General features: G+C 44.4%; 13 protein-coding genes. 6 read left to right on the top strand and 7 right to left on the bottom strand.

Translation table 11 applies throughout. From position 1 onward, the window contains the following. Positions 1-114 precede the first annotated feature (114 nt). The 3 genes from ACTQ3V_RS02400 to ACTQ3V_RS02390 are packed head-to-tail and all read left to right on the top strand — an operon-like array spanning position 115 to position 1,805. Entirely contained in the window at positions 115-306 is a 192-nt protein-coding gene (locus ACTQ3V_RS02400) for a helix-turn-helix domain-containing protein (RefSeq protein WP_303926211.1), read from the top strand. A gap of 7 nt (positions 307-313) precedes the next feature. After that, complete coding sequence (locus ACTQ3V_RS02395) at positions 314-1,162, top strand: helix-turn-helix domain-containing protein (protein ID WP_349232497.1); 849 nt, start codon at positions 314-316, stop codon at positions 1,160-1,162. Next, positions 1,143-1,805 (top strand): sigma-70 family RNA polymerase sigma factor, encoded by a 663-nt coding sequence (locus tag ACTQ3V_RS02390; protein ID WP_441466092.1) that lies wholly within the window; start codon positions 1,143-1,145, stop codon positions 1,803-1,805. Before ACTQ3V_RS02395 ends, ACTQ3V_RS02390 begins: the two co-directional genes overlap by 20 nt. A gap of 62 nt (positions 1,806-1,867) precedes the next feature. Here the strand turns inward: ACTQ3V_RS02390 and ACTQ3V_RS02385 are convergent, their stop codons facing one another. The 7 genes from ACTQ3V_RS02385 to ACTQ3V_RS02355 form a co-directional block, all read right to left on the bottom strand. Beyond that, positions 1,868-2,215 (bottom strand): hypothetical protein, encoded by a 348-nt coding sequence (locus ACTQ3V_RS02385; protein ID WP_441466091.1) that lies wholly within the window; start codon positions 2,213-2,215, stop codon positions 1,868-1,870. Between the two features lie 9 nt (positions 2,216-2,224). Beyond that, a complete protein-coding gene (locus ACTQ3V_RS02380; RefSeq protein ID WP_349232042.1) occupies positions 2,225-3,451 on the bottom strand; it encodes a hypothetical protein in 1,227 nt (408 codons plus the stop codon). A 4-nt stretch (positions 3,452-3,455) separates the two neighbouring features. Continuing rightward, a complete protein-coding gene (locus ACTQ3V_RS02375; protein WP_349232041.1) occupies positions 3,456-4,283 on the bottom strand; it encodes a hypothetical protein in 828 nt (275 codons plus the stop codon). 54 nt (positions 4,284-4,337) lie between these two features. Beyond that, positions 4,338-6,518 carry a dynamin family protein gene (locus ACTQ3V_RS02370; protein WP_441466090.1) on the bottom strand — a complete coding sequence of 727 codons (2,181 nt, stop codon included), beginning with the start codon at positions 6,516-6,518 and terminating at the stop codon, positions 4,338-4,340. Positions 6,519-8,216: 1,698 nt separating this feature from the next. After that, on the bottom strand, positions 8,217-9,326 hold the full coding sequence (gene rlmN, locus ACTQ3V_RS02365) for a 23S rRNA (adenine(2503)-C(2))-methyltransferase RlmN (RefSeq protein WP_441466089.1): 1,110 nt from the start codon (positions 9,324-9,326) through the stop codon (positions 8,217-8,219). 76 nt (positions 9,327-9,402) lie between these two features. Further along, complete coding sequence (locus ACTQ3V_RS02360; protein ID WP_441466088.1) at positions 9,403-10,836, bottom strand: IS5 family transposase; 1,434 nt, start codon at positions 10,834-10,836, stop codon at positions 9,403-9,405. A gap of 358 nt (positions 10,837-11,194) precedes the next feature. Further along, positions 11,195-12,523: a MobA/MobL family protein gene (locus ACTQ3V_RS02355; protein WP_441466087.1), complete on the bottom strand. Its 1,329-nt coding sequence runs from the start codon at positions 12,521-12,523 to the stop codon at positions 11,195-11,197. On the opposite strand from ACTQ3V_RS02355, the gene ACTQ3V_RS02350 reads away from it, so the two are divergent. From ACTQ3V_RS02350 to ACTQ3V_RS02340, 3 genes are read left to right on the top strand one after another with little or no spacing between them, the layout of a single operon-like run. Then, complete coding sequence (locus ACTQ3V_RS02350; protein ID WP_441466086.1) at positions 12,523-13,098, top strand: hypothetical protein; 576 nt, start codon at positions 12,523-12,525, stop codon at positions 13,096-13,098. The genes ACTQ3V_RS02355 and ACTQ3V_RS02350 overlap by 1 nt on opposite strands. Next, positions 13,098-13,724 (top strand): FHA domain-containing protein, encoded by a 627-nt coding sequence (locus ACTQ3V_RS02345; protein WP_441466085.1) that lies wholly within the window; start codon positions 13,098-13,100, stop codon positions 13,722-13,724. Before ACTQ3V_RS02350 ends, ACTQ3V_RS02345 begins: the two co-directional genes overlap by 1 nt. Beyond that, on the top strand, positions 13,721-14,290 hold the full coding sequence (locus ACTQ3V_RS02340) for a 4Fe-4S single cluster domain-containing protein (RefSeq protein WP_441466084.1): 570 nt from the start codon (positions 13,721-13,723) through the stop codon (positions 14,288-14,290). The genes ACTQ3V_RS02345 and ACTQ3V_RS02340 overlap by 4 nt, the downstream gene beginning before the upstream one ends. Positions 14,291-14,301: the final 11 nt, after the last annotated feature.

Here is a 14,301-nt window from a genome sequence, read left to right as displayed (position 1 = left end):
CAAAACTTGCAGAATTGCAAGATAGAAGGCGGCTGGATTCTCAAAATATGGATTGAGATTGTTCCTGTTATGGAATATAATAGAAAATAGAATTGCAAACAACGAGGGCTGATTATGAAATATCTTTCTACGTTTGAAATTGCAGAGAAATGGGGGATTTCTCCCCGACGGGTCGGCATCCTCTGCAACCAAGGCCGGATTCCCGGCGCACAAAGAGCAGGAAGCCGCTGGATCATCCCGGAGGATGCAGAAAAACCAACCGATGCCCGCATTAAAAGCGGGAAATACAGAAAAGAAACGAGGTGATCTGCCTATGGAACAGGAATATCTCCCTGGTGATACTCCACAGCAGAGATTACAAGACTTGATGAAGGAGTATAAAATCACTCAGGCAGAGCTTGCTTCTAAAATTGGCGTTGCGGAAAGCTCCATCAGCCGTTTTCTGAATGGGACAAAGAATAAACTGACTATCGAGCAGATCATCCGTATTGCCCGGATTTTTAATGTATCCTCGGATTTTCTCCTTTGTCTGACCAATGTGCCAGATAAGAAAAATTATGACATCTCTGAGCTTGGCCTTTCTGCCGAAGCAGCACGCAATCTCTATACGGGGCGTGTAAACCCGGAAGTGGTGAGCCGCCTGCTGGAAAACCGCCGCTTTGCCCAGCTGACCAGTATGATCGCCCTGTATTTTGACGAAACGATGGCCTCCGGCTTTGCGGCGCAGAACCAAATCCTGCAATCGTTAAGTTCCATGCTGTTGATGACTGGCAAAGAACAGCCGGACATCCGGAAAGCAACTCAACAGGCGGCTCAGGCGGTCTCTCTGAACAAGATACCGGTTTTTCAAGCCGATCTGACCAATATTCAAAATCAATTTATGGCAGTTCTTCGGGAGATCAAAAAGGAAATGACTTCTGGGGAGGAAATTTCCCAGAACATAACAAAAGAGCTTACCGAGCAGATGTTCTCAGAGCTGACCAAGGGACAAGACCTTCATCATCCATCGGTTTCCCCAGAGCAGCTTGCAGCTATGGTTGTGCAGCCCATATCCCAGATGGGGCTGGCAAAGGATGAATCGCTGGAAGAATTACAGCTGGCGCTGCTTCACATGATGGAAAGTATGCAGCCTAAGCAAAGCGATGAAAACGATGACCAATGAGCGGCTTTGTACTCTGGCACAGCGAGGGGATACACAGGCGCAGGAACAGCTGGTGCAGAACAATCTGGGGTATATCCGAAAAACTGCAAATGAATTGTACATCAGTGTTGGCCTTGGAAACAGTGAGTTGGGCATCGACCACGATGACCTGATTCAAGAGGGGAGCATTGGTTTGCTCCGGGCAATCTCCCTGTATGACCCGGGCAAAAAAATAATGTTTTTGACCTATGCGGGGCCTGCCATCCGCAACGCCATGATGGATTTAATCTCGGCTGCTTTTGCGGCCTTTGAACAGCGGATGCAGTCTGACAAAGACGGTATCCCTATGGAGAGAATCAATCTGGATGATCTGCTTCCCGGTGAACATTCCGTGCAGCGTTCCGACCTGATTGCTGACCCCTATGCGTCAGAGCCGGAAAAGATTATGGAGGAAGCGGAAAACCGAAAAGAGCTTTATGAAGGGCTGCGGCGCATATCAGAACGGGAGCAAGTTTATCTGTTGTACCGCTTTGGCTTTGAGGATGACATGGAGCATCCTCTTGTGGGAACAGCTCTGCACTTTCATCTCAGTGAGAGCCGTGCGAGGTCAACCGAAGCATTGGCGCTGGATAATCTCTGGCTGGAACTGCCGTGGTGGTATTGAGAAAAGCAAAGTCCCGACTGTTTCTCCATTTTTGAGTGAACAGCCGGGGCTTTTTCGTGGTTTTATAGCTCTGTGAAATATGCCTCTACAGTTTTGGACAGCAGTTCCCACTTTGGTTCCTTTACACCATGTGGAGCAGTGTAAACACATCCATCATGTAAGAAAATTGGATCTCCATTGCAGGTTGCAAAAACAAATTGCGCATTCAAATACGAATACTCCTCTTGTAAATCACTAAGCTCCTCGACTGGGAAAAATCGAATGTTATTGAATTCCACGTCAATCGGATTGCTCTCACGATATAAATCCTTTAGCACGTCTGGAATCCCATCCAAATCTCCGTTGTATTTAGAAAAAGTATTTCGCTTATCGTATAGAATGGCTTTCTCAACAAACTTTGAAAATTCCATATGTCCTCCTCACACAATAAACGATGGGCAACATTTTTCTATCGTATATACTCGAATCTCTTCTGCAAAGTGACGCTGATGTATGGAATCGGCAACAGAATATGTGATCATGATGATACCAACACTCACCGATACGATGATTCCAGCTGCGCCACCCCAAATACCTTGCGCCGCTATCGAAACAGCTAAAAGCGACAAGGAGAATAGCGCTTGCTTACCAACTTGAATTAACGCATCCTTAGTTGCAACATTATTCCGCTTAAGTTTGATAAACTGATATGCAGAGAACACAACAACAGTCAACGCACCAACAACACCCATGTTGATCATTTTCGAAATATTATCGGTGATTGTTATACCAATATTTTCGAGAACACCTGCAGCCGCTTTTGACGCTACTTCACCGATGGTTCGCCCAATTCCGTATCCAACACCAGCCAAAAATCCAGACTCCAAACCACCTTTAGCACCTTCTGCAAGTGCTAATTTGAGAGAATCAGGAGTAACGCCCGACTGAGCCAAGGTAGTAACAAATCCGACAGTTATGCCCAGTCCCGCACCGATTGCAACGGCTATACCTAAACCACGAAGCTCGTTCTTGAAAACACGTTTGGAATTAGTTTTCTCAAGCATCTTGTTTTTGTTGGTGCCTGGTTTATTGCTCTCGTTTTGCCAATTTCCTCCGTGCCCCTCCTCTTTATGTTGCTGTTTGGTTCTATAAAACTTAATGTTATCTGGGTCTGCTTGCTGTTCGGGGTGGTCTGCAACATTTTTTTGATGATGCCCTTCCGAACCACGGACGCCAACCTTAGGATTGATAGTTTTTCCGCCAACTTTTTTTGGCTTGTTAACTATGTCTGGACGATTTTCTAAAATCTCTTGCTGCTCAGCAGTAGTCCAATTCTCAGAGCCGCTACCGCCCATCTTAATATCAGCAGCCTCGTAGTCCCATGCCAATGATACACCGTCATTTCTGGCACCAGTGTATGATGGATCCCGTGCTAAACCTTGGGCAACTTTTTCGGCAAGCCGTTCACGTTCTGCATTTAATGCATTGAGGAACTCATTCAATTGACGATTAAAGCCGGTTGTTGTTGCTGCAGTTTGAAAGGAAGTATTAGAAAGAGCAACGGAACCGATACCACCTGTATAAGATGTTGAGATTTTACTCTGATGTGAAATGGTTGGTTGTTGGTAGAAAGAAAGACTTCGGTTGTTCTTTATTGCCGTAAGCATATGCTCACCTCAATTTCCGCTCGCACTCGATAGAAAATCGGGTAAGCGCAAGCTTTCCATCGTCATCCAACTTGCTGAAGATGTAGGAATAAACATGATTGTAGTAAATCAGCGTTTCGTTAAATAGGCGGGATGCATCATAAGAGAACAGCGTTGTAGACACCAGCGAAAACAATTGGGTTTGGTTCTTATATTTTCCCTCGTTGTTACGGAACTGGCTAAATGCCTTCGCAAAGGATTCAGCAGCCTGCTTGTTATAAGCGACATTCTTTTTATATTCCAGCTCACGCATTTTGGAACTAATAAGTTCGGTATGATCTTTGGTGAGCGCATCGTAAGCATCGCTCTGTTCACGAGTAAAGCTATCTTTGTCAATCTCAGCATCAACCTGCCCAATTTGTGCTAAAATGGCATCAAAATCTGCCTGAGCAGAAACCGCCTGCAATTTGTCCTTAAGAGCATAGAGTTTCTTGAGACACTCGGAATTATGGCGCTCAATTTCCTCGTTTTCTCTGTCAGCCTTTGCTTGCTGGACATTGGAAATTTCGGCACAGATAGTGTCAAGACGAGACTGGTAGGCTGCAATATCGGAAACGACCGTTTCGGTAAGAATAGCATTTTCGGTATAGAATGCCAAAGCCACCCCTGCCTGCTCAGCGAAATGAGACCTATCCGCAAATGAGGGAAGCGTTTCTGCGAGGGTGCACAGGTAAGCAAAGTATGCATCAAAAATTTCGGAACTATCAGGATTGCGGTTGAACGCATTTCGCCCAACCATCAAAGCCTCTGATATTCTTCCTGCGTCTTTATAGCTGTTAAAAAGCGCCAACATTTAGTTAACCTCCTTCAATTGTATCCCAATTGTAAAGGTTCATAAACCAGTATTTTACAACGGGATATTGTCGAAAAAATCTGATAAAAACTTAAGTGCAACAATCCTGTGCTGGATTTCGTTGATATTATAGCTGTTGATCATCTGTCTCAGATTCATAACATATGCATTCCAATCTTCGTCCAGTTTTGCCGCAGCTTGTTCGAATGCAGATTCTGTCTGCGCCCAGTACTGAGTAATTCCTTCTCTGTATTTGGTGGGAATATTATTTTCTTCGACTGCTGCTACAATTTTCTTTGCAACACTCTTTTCCCATCCTCCGCCGAAAAGCTTTGCAATGCCCAAGCCACCGGCAATAAGAAGCCCAACTGCGATTCCTATTGGTCCAAAAATTGAAGAAGTTATTACACCAGCCCAAATGGATGTACCTATACCGAAACCTGCACCTGCAAACAGAAGTACTCCAGAAACCGTACTTGCAAGGAATGTGCCAAAGCCGCCGATCATCCCTAGTGCAGACAATGCAGACGCAAAGGCCCAGCCTGCATCAAAATCAACGTTGATGCTGTTATCTTCAAACGGCTTTGCTATGCTCTCAGAAAAAGCGGCAATATAGTCTTTTGCTGTTTTTGAAAGCGTCTCAGACTTTGATTTCAATATAGACTCACACTCAGCCTGCAACATACTTTGGAGAGAACTTCCGAAGAGTTCAACATCATCTTTCTTGTTTTTTATGCCCTTCTCACGCATTAGCTTAACCAGAGCATCAACATTGATGACGCTAGAAACGTACGAACTAAATTCGTCAATAGAGCCCACTTGCAGGCGGGAAATTTCAGCACGGACATTTGTCTTTCGCGCATCATTATCACGAACTCTCGAAAGTTCATTGCTTTCAATTTCTCTTAGTAACGACTCATATTTATCTCTTTCGGCAACAATCCCTTCGTATTTTTGAATCTCATCAATGAGATTGGGCTTGCGAGAAGCCACATAGCTTCTGACAAAAGATTTTGTTCTTTCGTTAATAATTGTGGGAAGAACTTCGAGAATTTCCGTAAGCTTCTCATTAAACGGCTTGCAAATATCAGGAATATCGGTGGTATAAGCGAAGAACCGTGCACGAAGTTCAGCATACCCATCATTAACATACACATGGTTAGATGCTTTTTCCCTCTCAGCCCAATATCCATTCGGGAGCGTTTTGAGTAGATTTTTACAGCCAACATCGAGTATCTCTGCCAGTTGAGTACGGTTGCCGTTGTTAACCGTATGAGCCTGGGATGCGACGATAAATAGGTTGCACAGAGGACTGAGCGTATTGCTACTCTTATCCTCCCACACTGGCAATTCACTGATATTGCGCTTGAGATATGTAATATCCTCAATTCTCATAAAGCCGTTTGCCTGAGACAGATAAATAATTATATCGGACTTCTGTGCTGCAGCAAACGTGATGTTATCGTCACTTTCTGTTTCAGTTCCAAAACCGGGCAGATCAACGATATCGCAGGTCTTTAGAACTGGCGCATCAAGGAAGATAACTGCAGCCCCCGCCTCTTTGTCATAGTTTTCACCCTGACGAGTGCCAAAAGATCGAAGTATCTCAACTCCGCCCGCTGCAATTTTCCAAGAGCGACAATACTCCTCATCGTAGAGTTGGCGCTCATTCCACATGTTCTCGTTGCCAAGATGATTAGTAAATACCCATGCATCTTCTTCAATAAAAGTAGGACGATCAGATATATGCTTAATGTAAACAGCGATTGAGGTTGTCGGTGTCCAAGAAGTGGGCATCTTGTCAACTCCGAGCAAAGCGTTGATCAATGTGCTTTTACCAGTATCAGAGCGGCCAACAATTGCAACTTTTGGTTTGATAAGGCTGGCATTGATACCGGCGCTTAAATCATCGATGTATGCCTTTCTATCTTCTTCGGGCAACTCAATTTGCTCAAGTGCATTGGCGATATATTCGCTCAGTGTGTACTTAGTAAAATCCGCTTTTTTCCATGTGTCCTCTACATTGAGCGGATCAGGAATCGGCTTTTTCCAACCTGTAAGTTCTTCGTAAGAAGCACCAGTTTTTTCGAGAATCCGCTGGATAATCTGGAACGGAATACTATCGGGATCTTTTTCCCAGCGGGAGATACTGGATTGTTCAACACCAATCAATTCTGCAAAGGCAGACTGAGTTTTTATTTTAAGCTTGTCCTCTCGGAAAGATTTTAAGTCCATAAAAAGTCCTCCTTTTGGATTTTTCGACTATATATTATCGCATTATTTTTCAAATGTCAATATTCTTATGCAAATTTGCATAAGAATATTGATGCCAATTTGCATAGCCGATGTTTTAACCTGCCTTAAAACGGAAATTATCCTGATTCTAAGTTAAGAGCTTTTTTAGCATCATTTGAAACTGTTGAAACTCCGATATTGGGTTTCTTAACAATAAAAACTCCCGTCCAATTCCTCTATGGAATCAGACGGGAGTTTCATATGCACCCGAAAACCGTCAGCTAACAGCTGATAAGTGATTTAGTTCCTTATCACTGTTAGGCCAAGGTTTTCCGGGGTTTTTGACCACTTTTGAAAAAGTTTAGCGCTTGCTGAACTGGGGAGCGCGACGAGCGGCTTTGAGGCCGTACTGCGCGGGTCCGCAAACTCGTATCCATTGCGGCGCAACGGTTTCAGAGTTCAAAAGTGTTTCCCACCGCAAATTTAACCTCAAACAATGCGAGGTTTCCTTGCGACCTGTCGCACGATTATGCATGCATCCATAAGGTGAATCTTTGAACTCTGAAGAATGAGTGTAAAAGGAGGATTCATAATCAGGATTCTGTCTGGTATGATAATAAATTTTTGCCGAGAGATAAGAGCGGAGATCTTTAGCTATTTCAATACTCCGAAGTACCGAACACCGTGATTCCTGATGAGATCAATATTTTTCCCCTTGTGGGTCGGGAAATTCTTGCCCGATCTGCTTCAGGTATGTCTCAATACCCGGTAAAAATACAGGACCTTTGTTTGACTTCGGCTTTGACCATTGAAGCATCTCCATCACATGTTTTCGTATTGCTTACAGAGGCCAAGGCTCTCCGTTATTATCTACCCCCAAAGGGAATTCGCATCGTTTCAACCAGTCATTGGTTGTAAGCTCAGGTATTGGCGGAAGTTGGATCTTAGTTTCAAAGCTATAGATAGCTTTATTACGAATATCTTCTTCCAAGGAAAGATGTGCTTTTTCAAACAGTTTCCACCGCTCGTCATCAAGAAGGTGCAGTAAGATTATTGCGGTTCGTCCGTTACAATGGTGAGTGCCGAGAACCTTGAAATGGGAATCCCTGTTTGCGATGCAAAGCCCCCAGTTTGTGCCTTGCTCATAAGCAGTAAGATTTTTCATGTGGTTTGAAAGAATGACATATCTGTGGGAAGTAATATTGGTTCATTATCATATGCATCAATATTATTTATGGTAAAAATATGGAATTAGAACTTTTAAGCAAACAATATTTTCTTGGTGTGCCAAAAAGTGTGTCACTTAAAGTTGAAAACACAAATATTCATGATGGAACATTGAATATTGATGGATATAAGCACTCAATGGTTCAGATTATTTCTTTGATAATAGCGCTAAAGAGCTCAGTTATTATTAAGAATCCTCCGCTTGTAAGTGATATATTATTCTTTCTCCTTTTTCCAGTGCGGCAATGCACTGTTCCTCCATTGTGGAAATGCCGTCCGGAGAAAAGGTTGAGTGCACATGCATATCTGCTATCATAACCAAACCCCATCGTACTTTTTGTTTATATGTTGTAATTCAACGCCAAACGCTGTCTCCTATGTATACTTTATCCTTACAAACAAACCAACTCTGAATATCATTTGAAAAGAACTGGTGTTTGCCCAATATACAAACACCAGTTCAACAAGAACTTATTTATTCTTTTTACGCTTAGTTCTTCCTTTTTCGCTTGATTTATCTATAAAAGCTACAGTGTCTGTTCTCTTTGATACTATCCTTTCTGAACTGTTTTTTACACTCTTTGAATTGCCATCTTTTCCCGTACTTCTATTAAACTTACTAACCAACTGACCACAAGCAGCCTTTATATTGTTTCCTCGTGATTCTCTAAGTTTAACAACAAGCCCCGCCTCTTCTAATTTATTTTTAAACACAACTAACTGTTGCTTATTAGGTCTTTTAATTGCAGGGCATTCAGTTTCATTATACTGAAGTACATTAATCAGAACATTTTTTCCGCTAAACCATTTTGCCAATTGCCTCACATCTGACGGTTTATCATTAATGCCCGGCATGAGCAAATATGCGATTGTAATCTTTCGATTATGACGATCCGAATAAGACAAAACAGACTCAACAATCTCATTTATATCAAATCCCTTCATATGAGGCATAACCATGTCCCTTGTTCTCTGATTCGTTGCATGCAGGGAAAGTGTTAATTGAATCTTTAGATGTTCTTCTCTTAACTTTTTAAGTTGAGGAATTGGACCAACTGTCGAAATAGTGATTCCATCTGTCGGGAAGTTCAGTCCATTACGATCACGTAACACATGGATAGCTTGAATCACATTCTTGTAATTAAACAATGGCTCTCCCATACCCATGAATACAATTCTATTGATTTTTTCTTTGACCATAACAACTTGTTGCACTATTTCTGATGGTGTAAGATTTCGAATGAATCCATTTTTTCCTGATGCACAAAATATACAACCGACTGGGCAACCAACCATAGTACTAATGCAAATGGTAGTTCCCGTTCTACGCTTAATGCACACGGTTTCTATGCAATAACCGTCTTCCATCTCAAACGCATATTTAGTAGTATCTTTTCCATTATAATAGTCTTTTACCTTAATCGTATAGTGAGCATTCTTTGCTTTTTTTCTATACAAATCTGCCATTAATGATTTGGAAGTGTTTTCTCCAAGAACCTGAAGAATTTCATTATATGTATATCCATATGGATCATTTAGCACTTGTTCTTTTGTTAGGACAGTATTTTTTAAATCTCCCATATATAATCCTCCTCACATTTTTCAAATAGTACCGATATATATAAAGATATATAAATACCCATTCTCTAAATAATGTCTACTGAACAATAGCCCATTTTTCCACGGGCATGAAAATAGCCAGCAGATATGTAAGCAGCTCCCAAAAGGCGCACTGAATCTTGCGGAGATTCAGCACCAGAACGGACATAGCAATCACATGGGCAGCTGTTTCCCGCAGTTTAGCGGTGACCAGTCCCATGCCGCATTTGCGCTTCGCCAGGCTGAATCTGCGCTCTACTTCCACACGCTCGCACTCATCCCGGTAATCCTGAGCCTTGTCTCTGGTTTCGCCCTTCTTAGGACGTCCCAGTGCCGGACCGGATAGCCGGATTCCGTGTTCCTTGCAATAACTGAGATTCTCACGGTTTCGGTAGATCTTGTCTGCCAGAATGCGGCTTGGATAATGCCCTTCCCGCTCCCGGAACCGTTCCGCCATCTCCTGCAGATTTCCAGCTTCATTGTAGGCATCAAAGGAGCAGCATTCCAACCGTGTCCATCCATCTACAACACTGATGTCCAACTTCGCACCAAACTCCACCGGCTTGCCTGCTTTTCCCCGTACAATGGGACGAACGAAGGGCTGGCTCACACTGACGATCCGGTCATTCACATGGTGGGTGTGGTTATCATACATGTACTTCTGCTGCTCATAGATGGTGCGGATCGTATCCAGACGTTCCATCTGCCGTGTGGTCAAGGTTTTTCCAAGGGGCAGTTTGCCATCTATGGCATCGAGGTCACGCCGGAGATAAGTCAGCTGCTTTCCGATTGCTTTGCGGGTCATCTTGGCGGTATGCTTGCGACATCTTGTGTATTTCAGGTAATCCTTCCGGGCACGCTTGCGGTAAGTGCGTGGCTTCTTCCCATCCGCGGGATCATGGAGAACATCCAGAAGCGCCTCGGCATTCTCCCTGGTCTCATTGAGCAGAGAAACGTCCTGGGGGTAACGGATATTGGACGGTGCACAGGTGGCGTCCACAATCATGGTGCCGCGGTTTCCGCCTGTTCCTGGATGATTGCCAGAGTCATCATCGTCATCCCTGGATTTGGCCTCTTTTTCCTGACGCTCCTTTGCGTCCCGCACGATCATCTCATTGATCTCACCCAACACTTCCGGCGTCAACCGCTTACGGAAGTACACCATCAGAGATGGGTCAAAGGGCAGCTTTTCATCATCATAGCCGGGATACCCACAGAAGTACTGCAGGTACGGGTTCTCTTGGATCATAAGGGCAGTTTCTTCATCTGAGAAACCATACTCCGCCTGAATGATACAGGCGCCCAGAGCCAGACGCAGCGGTTTGGCTACGTTGCCTTTGCGGTTGGTAAACAGAGCGGCGTACCGCTTCTCAATCTCCAGCCAGGGGATCGTCTGTGCTTTTTTCACCCACCGGTTACTCTCTTTCAGATTCATGCCGACTGGCTGCTTGAAATCTGCCAGGCTGATCTGTCCGTTGCTGTAACGATACATAGCTGTCCTCCAAGTGCAAGGTTTTTACTTGATTCCTGCGATTTTCCTTGCACCTATTATACCACGGATGGGCTTCTATGGCTTGAAACATAAGGCTTTTTCTATTATTCAGGATACATTAAATAATATATAATAATAACAAACTTGCTAATAAAATGCAAGCAAATCTATCTGCTGCAAGCAGTGCTCCGGTCATACCCGGTGCGAAATGCTTGTTGGGGAGCCTTCCCCAATCCCCATAAGAACAGAGACAAGTCTCTGGGCTGCGCATCCGTAAACGGACGCTTATATGTACACACAGACATAAAAAAAGAACGGTGTCGGGAAGTACCGTAAAGGTACCGCCTGACACCATTTTCTATCTCTGTTTCTTTGATTTTTCCTGTTCCTCTCTTTGCTGATCTGCCTGGCGATTTCTGTCATCGTGCAGCATGGTCTCTACAATTTTCTGAGCCATCAGATATTCCTGCATCTGAGATTTTTCTCTCCTATACTCCGTATAATTCTTCTTTTTCCTGGCAAGAATCTCAGCATATTCTGCATTCAGATCCTTTACCCTTGGAATCGGAACATCTTCTCCATGCTTTTCCCGATATTCATCAAAGGCTTGCTTGGCAGCTTTACGGAGCGTAAGTACATCTCGGTGCTCTTCATAAAATCTCTTACTGTATCCGGATGCCTTATAGGCTGCAAAGGTATCCTTTGCTTTTGAATAATTCAGAATATGTTTCTTCAGAACTGCTATCTCCTGCAGGCGTTCCTCATCAGCTTTTATAGAAGTCAGAATACCGTCATTAGTAGCGACGGTATTGTTCACAAAATCATCCAGTTCCTGTAAACTCCTGATATTGTGTGCTTGGATAAAATTCATGGCATTGGCCATCTGCTTCAGGTTAAATACCTTAGCCCATCGCTCATATCCAGCGCCCTTTCCTTCCTGAAGTTTTGCTTCTATATCAATAAGAAGAGACATCTTCGGCTTCCTGTTATGCGGCTGTCTGCTATAGCTTTTTTCCTCATGAGTTTTTAACCCAGCCAGTATCGCTTCCAGATCTTCTTTTGTGTATCCTTCCCCCAATGACCGGAACCGTATATATCGTTTTTGACCTTCCGCGCGAACTGCAGGTTGCTTTCCATCCTTATACTCGTATCCCAATGAAATCAGAATTTTGATCAACTCATCAAAATCCTTTGGTCTCTGCTTCAGTGCCTCATCAATAGCCATGCATAAGACATCTCGGTGCGGTACCTGCCTCGGATAATCTGTCCTTTTCTCCCTTTCTTCATATGGTCTAGGCTTGATTACTGAAAGCATGTGCTCCATACAAATCAGATCACTTAGGCGCCTGAGAGCTATACCTTTCTTCTCCATCTGGCAAGCCGCCACGCCCATGTGGACGGTGGGTATCTCGCCAATGCCGCGCTCGGCGTTGCTGCGGTGGTCGATACGCTCCGGGCTTCCGGCTCGTTCAAGGTAGGCGTTTGAAATATCCGCCCATGCCTTACGCCACAAGAGGGCGTTGCCCTTGTCGTTCCAGCCGGTCAGGTCAACTTTGTGCGTCTTGTATCTGCCGCTTGGCAAGCGGATACGCTCGCCGTTTTCATCAAGGTCATATTCCTTTTGGGACTTTGCCGCCCATGCGCCGCGCTCGTCAAGGGGGCGCATGGTACCAAGCGCTGTGCGCAATGCTGGAGAAGGTACCTACAGCATTTTCGTATTCTGCCGAAGCAAGTGCTGTTTTGAAACAGGAAATCGAGGCCATGGAGTTGATTGTGATCAAACAGCATGAGCAGCAGTATATCAGCGAGTGCGTTGACCAAGTTATGGCCGATATGGGTTATGATCTGATCGGAACCCGCGATGTTAAGAAGAGGAATGGCAAGCAGTTCCACAATGAACTGTATGCTTTTGATGAAGGAACCGCGGTTAATGTGACCTATTCCTCCGATGGCCAGATTGCTATGGAGCTGGGGGGCCTCTCTCGTGAAGATCGCCTTCCCACCACGGAGGAAACGCAGGTTCTTACGGAAGACATGGAAGCCTTCTGTGGCGAATTTGCGGAGTTTGAAAAGCGTCTTCGTGCCAAAGGAATTGTCCTTGGTAATCGCATCGCAATGTCGCCCCCATCTGCCGATTACGCTGCGATCATAAATGTGAACGACTATACTATTTCTACCGACAAGCAGTTCTCCGAAATTAGTGTTGCACACAAGAAGAAAACGAAGGCTGCCGAGAAAAAGGTTTTGCGGAGGAATGATTGATGGCTCTGGAGAAGTATAAAATCTGTCCGGCATGTGGAGAGCATAATGCTCCTAACTTGCTGGAGTGCCGGAAATGTGAAACCGATCTTACTGGCATCAAGATTGTGGATGCAACGGCTGTGCAGGCAGCTTCTGCTACACAGGAAAAGACTACTGGCACCGATTGCGCAGAGGCATTGTTCCGTGTTTGCGATTGCGGTGAAATGAATCCTCCCCAAGCCAGAAAGTGCCAGTCTTGCGGAGAGGATATTTCAGATATTCTCCCAACAAAACATGCGGCACCGAAGACAAAGAGTTTTACATATTCGCTTGAAGCAATTGACGGCAGCTATTCAGGAACCTTCGATGAACCAGTGGTGATTCTTGGTCGTGAGTCAGGGCTGTCCGAGAACCTGTGCCTGAAATCCTATGTAAGTAGGCAGCAGGCAAAGCTGACTATCGTTGCTGGCAAAGTTTTCATTGAGAACCTAAGTAAAACCAACAAGACTTTTGTCAATAACACTGCTATTGAAGACGGTACTCCAACGCCCCTCAACGACGGAGATGAAATTGGATTGGGCGGGAAGGTCATTGATGAAGTCAGACAGGATCAGGCAGCCTATCTCATCTTCCGGAGTCAATCATGAATGTTGCACGAATTCTCTACCCAGTAAATGTGCTCGGACCGGGGAATCGAATTGGAATTTGGATGGTTGGCTGCAGCAGAGCATGTCCCGGATGCAGCAATCCGGAGCTTTGGGAACAAAAGCCTGAATATGAAATCCCCGTATCTCGACTAATTGAGCTGATACACTCCATCTCTGACAAACATCAGGTTGATGGCTTCACGATCTCTGGTGGAGAACCTATGTTACAGGCTGGTGAGCTACTGGAATTGATAACGAACCTCTGTGACATTTCAACCGATGTTTTGGTGTATACAGGATTCAGTATCGAAGAATTGAAATCCAGCACTGACCCCAGCGTGAAAACTCTGCTGAAATCCATTGCCGTACTCATTGATGGAGAGTATGTAGAGGAACTCAATGATAACTCTCGCTTGCGGGGATCTTCTAATCAGCGCATCCATATTTTGATGAATCAGTTCGAAAGTAAGTATAACGATTACATTACAAATAGTTCTAATCAGATCCAGAATTTTACGACTACGGATGGTATAGTTTCGGTCGGTATCCATCACAAGTCATTTTAGGAGGAAATGGC

The sequence above is a fragment of the Candidatus Agathobaculum pullicola genome (genome assembly GCF_052117205.1).
Lineage (GTDB): Bacteria > Bacillota > Clostridia > Oscillospirales > Butyricicoccaceae > Agathobaculum > Agathobaculum pullicola.
This window is presented reverse-complemented; position numbering and strand designations above follow the sequence as displayed.

What these genes read in the sequence shown, in the direction of transcription:
- ACTQ3V_RS02400 (WP_303926211.1), top strand. Translation starts at nt 115, where the DNA reads ATGAAATATCTTTCTACGTTTGAAATTGCAGAGAAATGGGGGATTTCT.
- ACTQ3V_RS02395 (WP_349232497.1), top strand. Translation starts at nt 314, where the DNA reads ATGGAACAGGAATATCTCCCTGGTGATACTCCACAGCAGAGATTACAA.
- ACTQ3V_RS02390 (WP_441466092.1), top strand. Translation starts at nt 1,143, where the DNA reads ATGAAAACGATGACCAATGAGCGGCTTTGTACTCTGGCACAGCGAGGG.
- ACTQ3V_RS02385 (WP_441466091.1), bottom strand. Translation starts at nt 2,215, where the DNA reads ATGGAATTTTCAAAGTTTGTTGAGAAAGCCATTCTATACGATAAGCGA.
- ACTQ3V_RS02380 (WP_349232042.1), bottom strand. Translation starts at nt 3,451, where the DNA reads ATGCTTACGGCAATAAAGAACAACCGAAGTCTTTCTTTCTACCAACAA.
- ACTQ3V_RS02375 (WP_349232041.1), bottom strand. Translation starts at nt 4,283, where the DNA reads ATGTTGGCGCTTTTTAACAGCTATAAAGACGCAGGAAGAATATCAGAG.
- ACTQ3V_RS02370 (WP_441466090.1), bottom strand. Translation starts at nt 6,518, where the DNA reads ATGGACTTAAAATCTTTCCGAGAGGACAAGCTTAAAATAAAAACTCAG.
- rlmN (WP_441466089.1), bottom strand. Translation starts at nt 9,326, where the DNA reads ATGGGAGATTTAAAAAATACTGTCCTAACAAAAGAACAAGTGCTAAAT.
- ACTQ3V_RS02360 (WP_441466088.1), bottom strand. Translation starts at nt 10,836, where the DNA reads ATGTATCGTTACAGCAACGGACAGATCAGCCTGGCAGATTTCAAGCAG.
- ACTQ3V_RS02350 (WP_441466086.1), top strand. Translation starts at nt 12,523, where the DNA reads ATGCTGGAGAAGGTACCTACAGCATTTTCGTATTCTGCCGAAGCAAGT.
- ACTQ3V_RS02345 (WP_441466085.1), top strand. Translation starts at nt 13,098, where the DNA reads ATGGCTCTGGAGAAGTATAAAATCTGTCCGGCATGTGGAGAGCATAAT.
- ACTQ3V_RS02340 (WP_441466084.1), top strand. Translation starts at nt 13,721, where the DNA reads ATGAATGTTGCACGAATTCTCTACCCAGTAAATGTGCTCGGACCGGGG.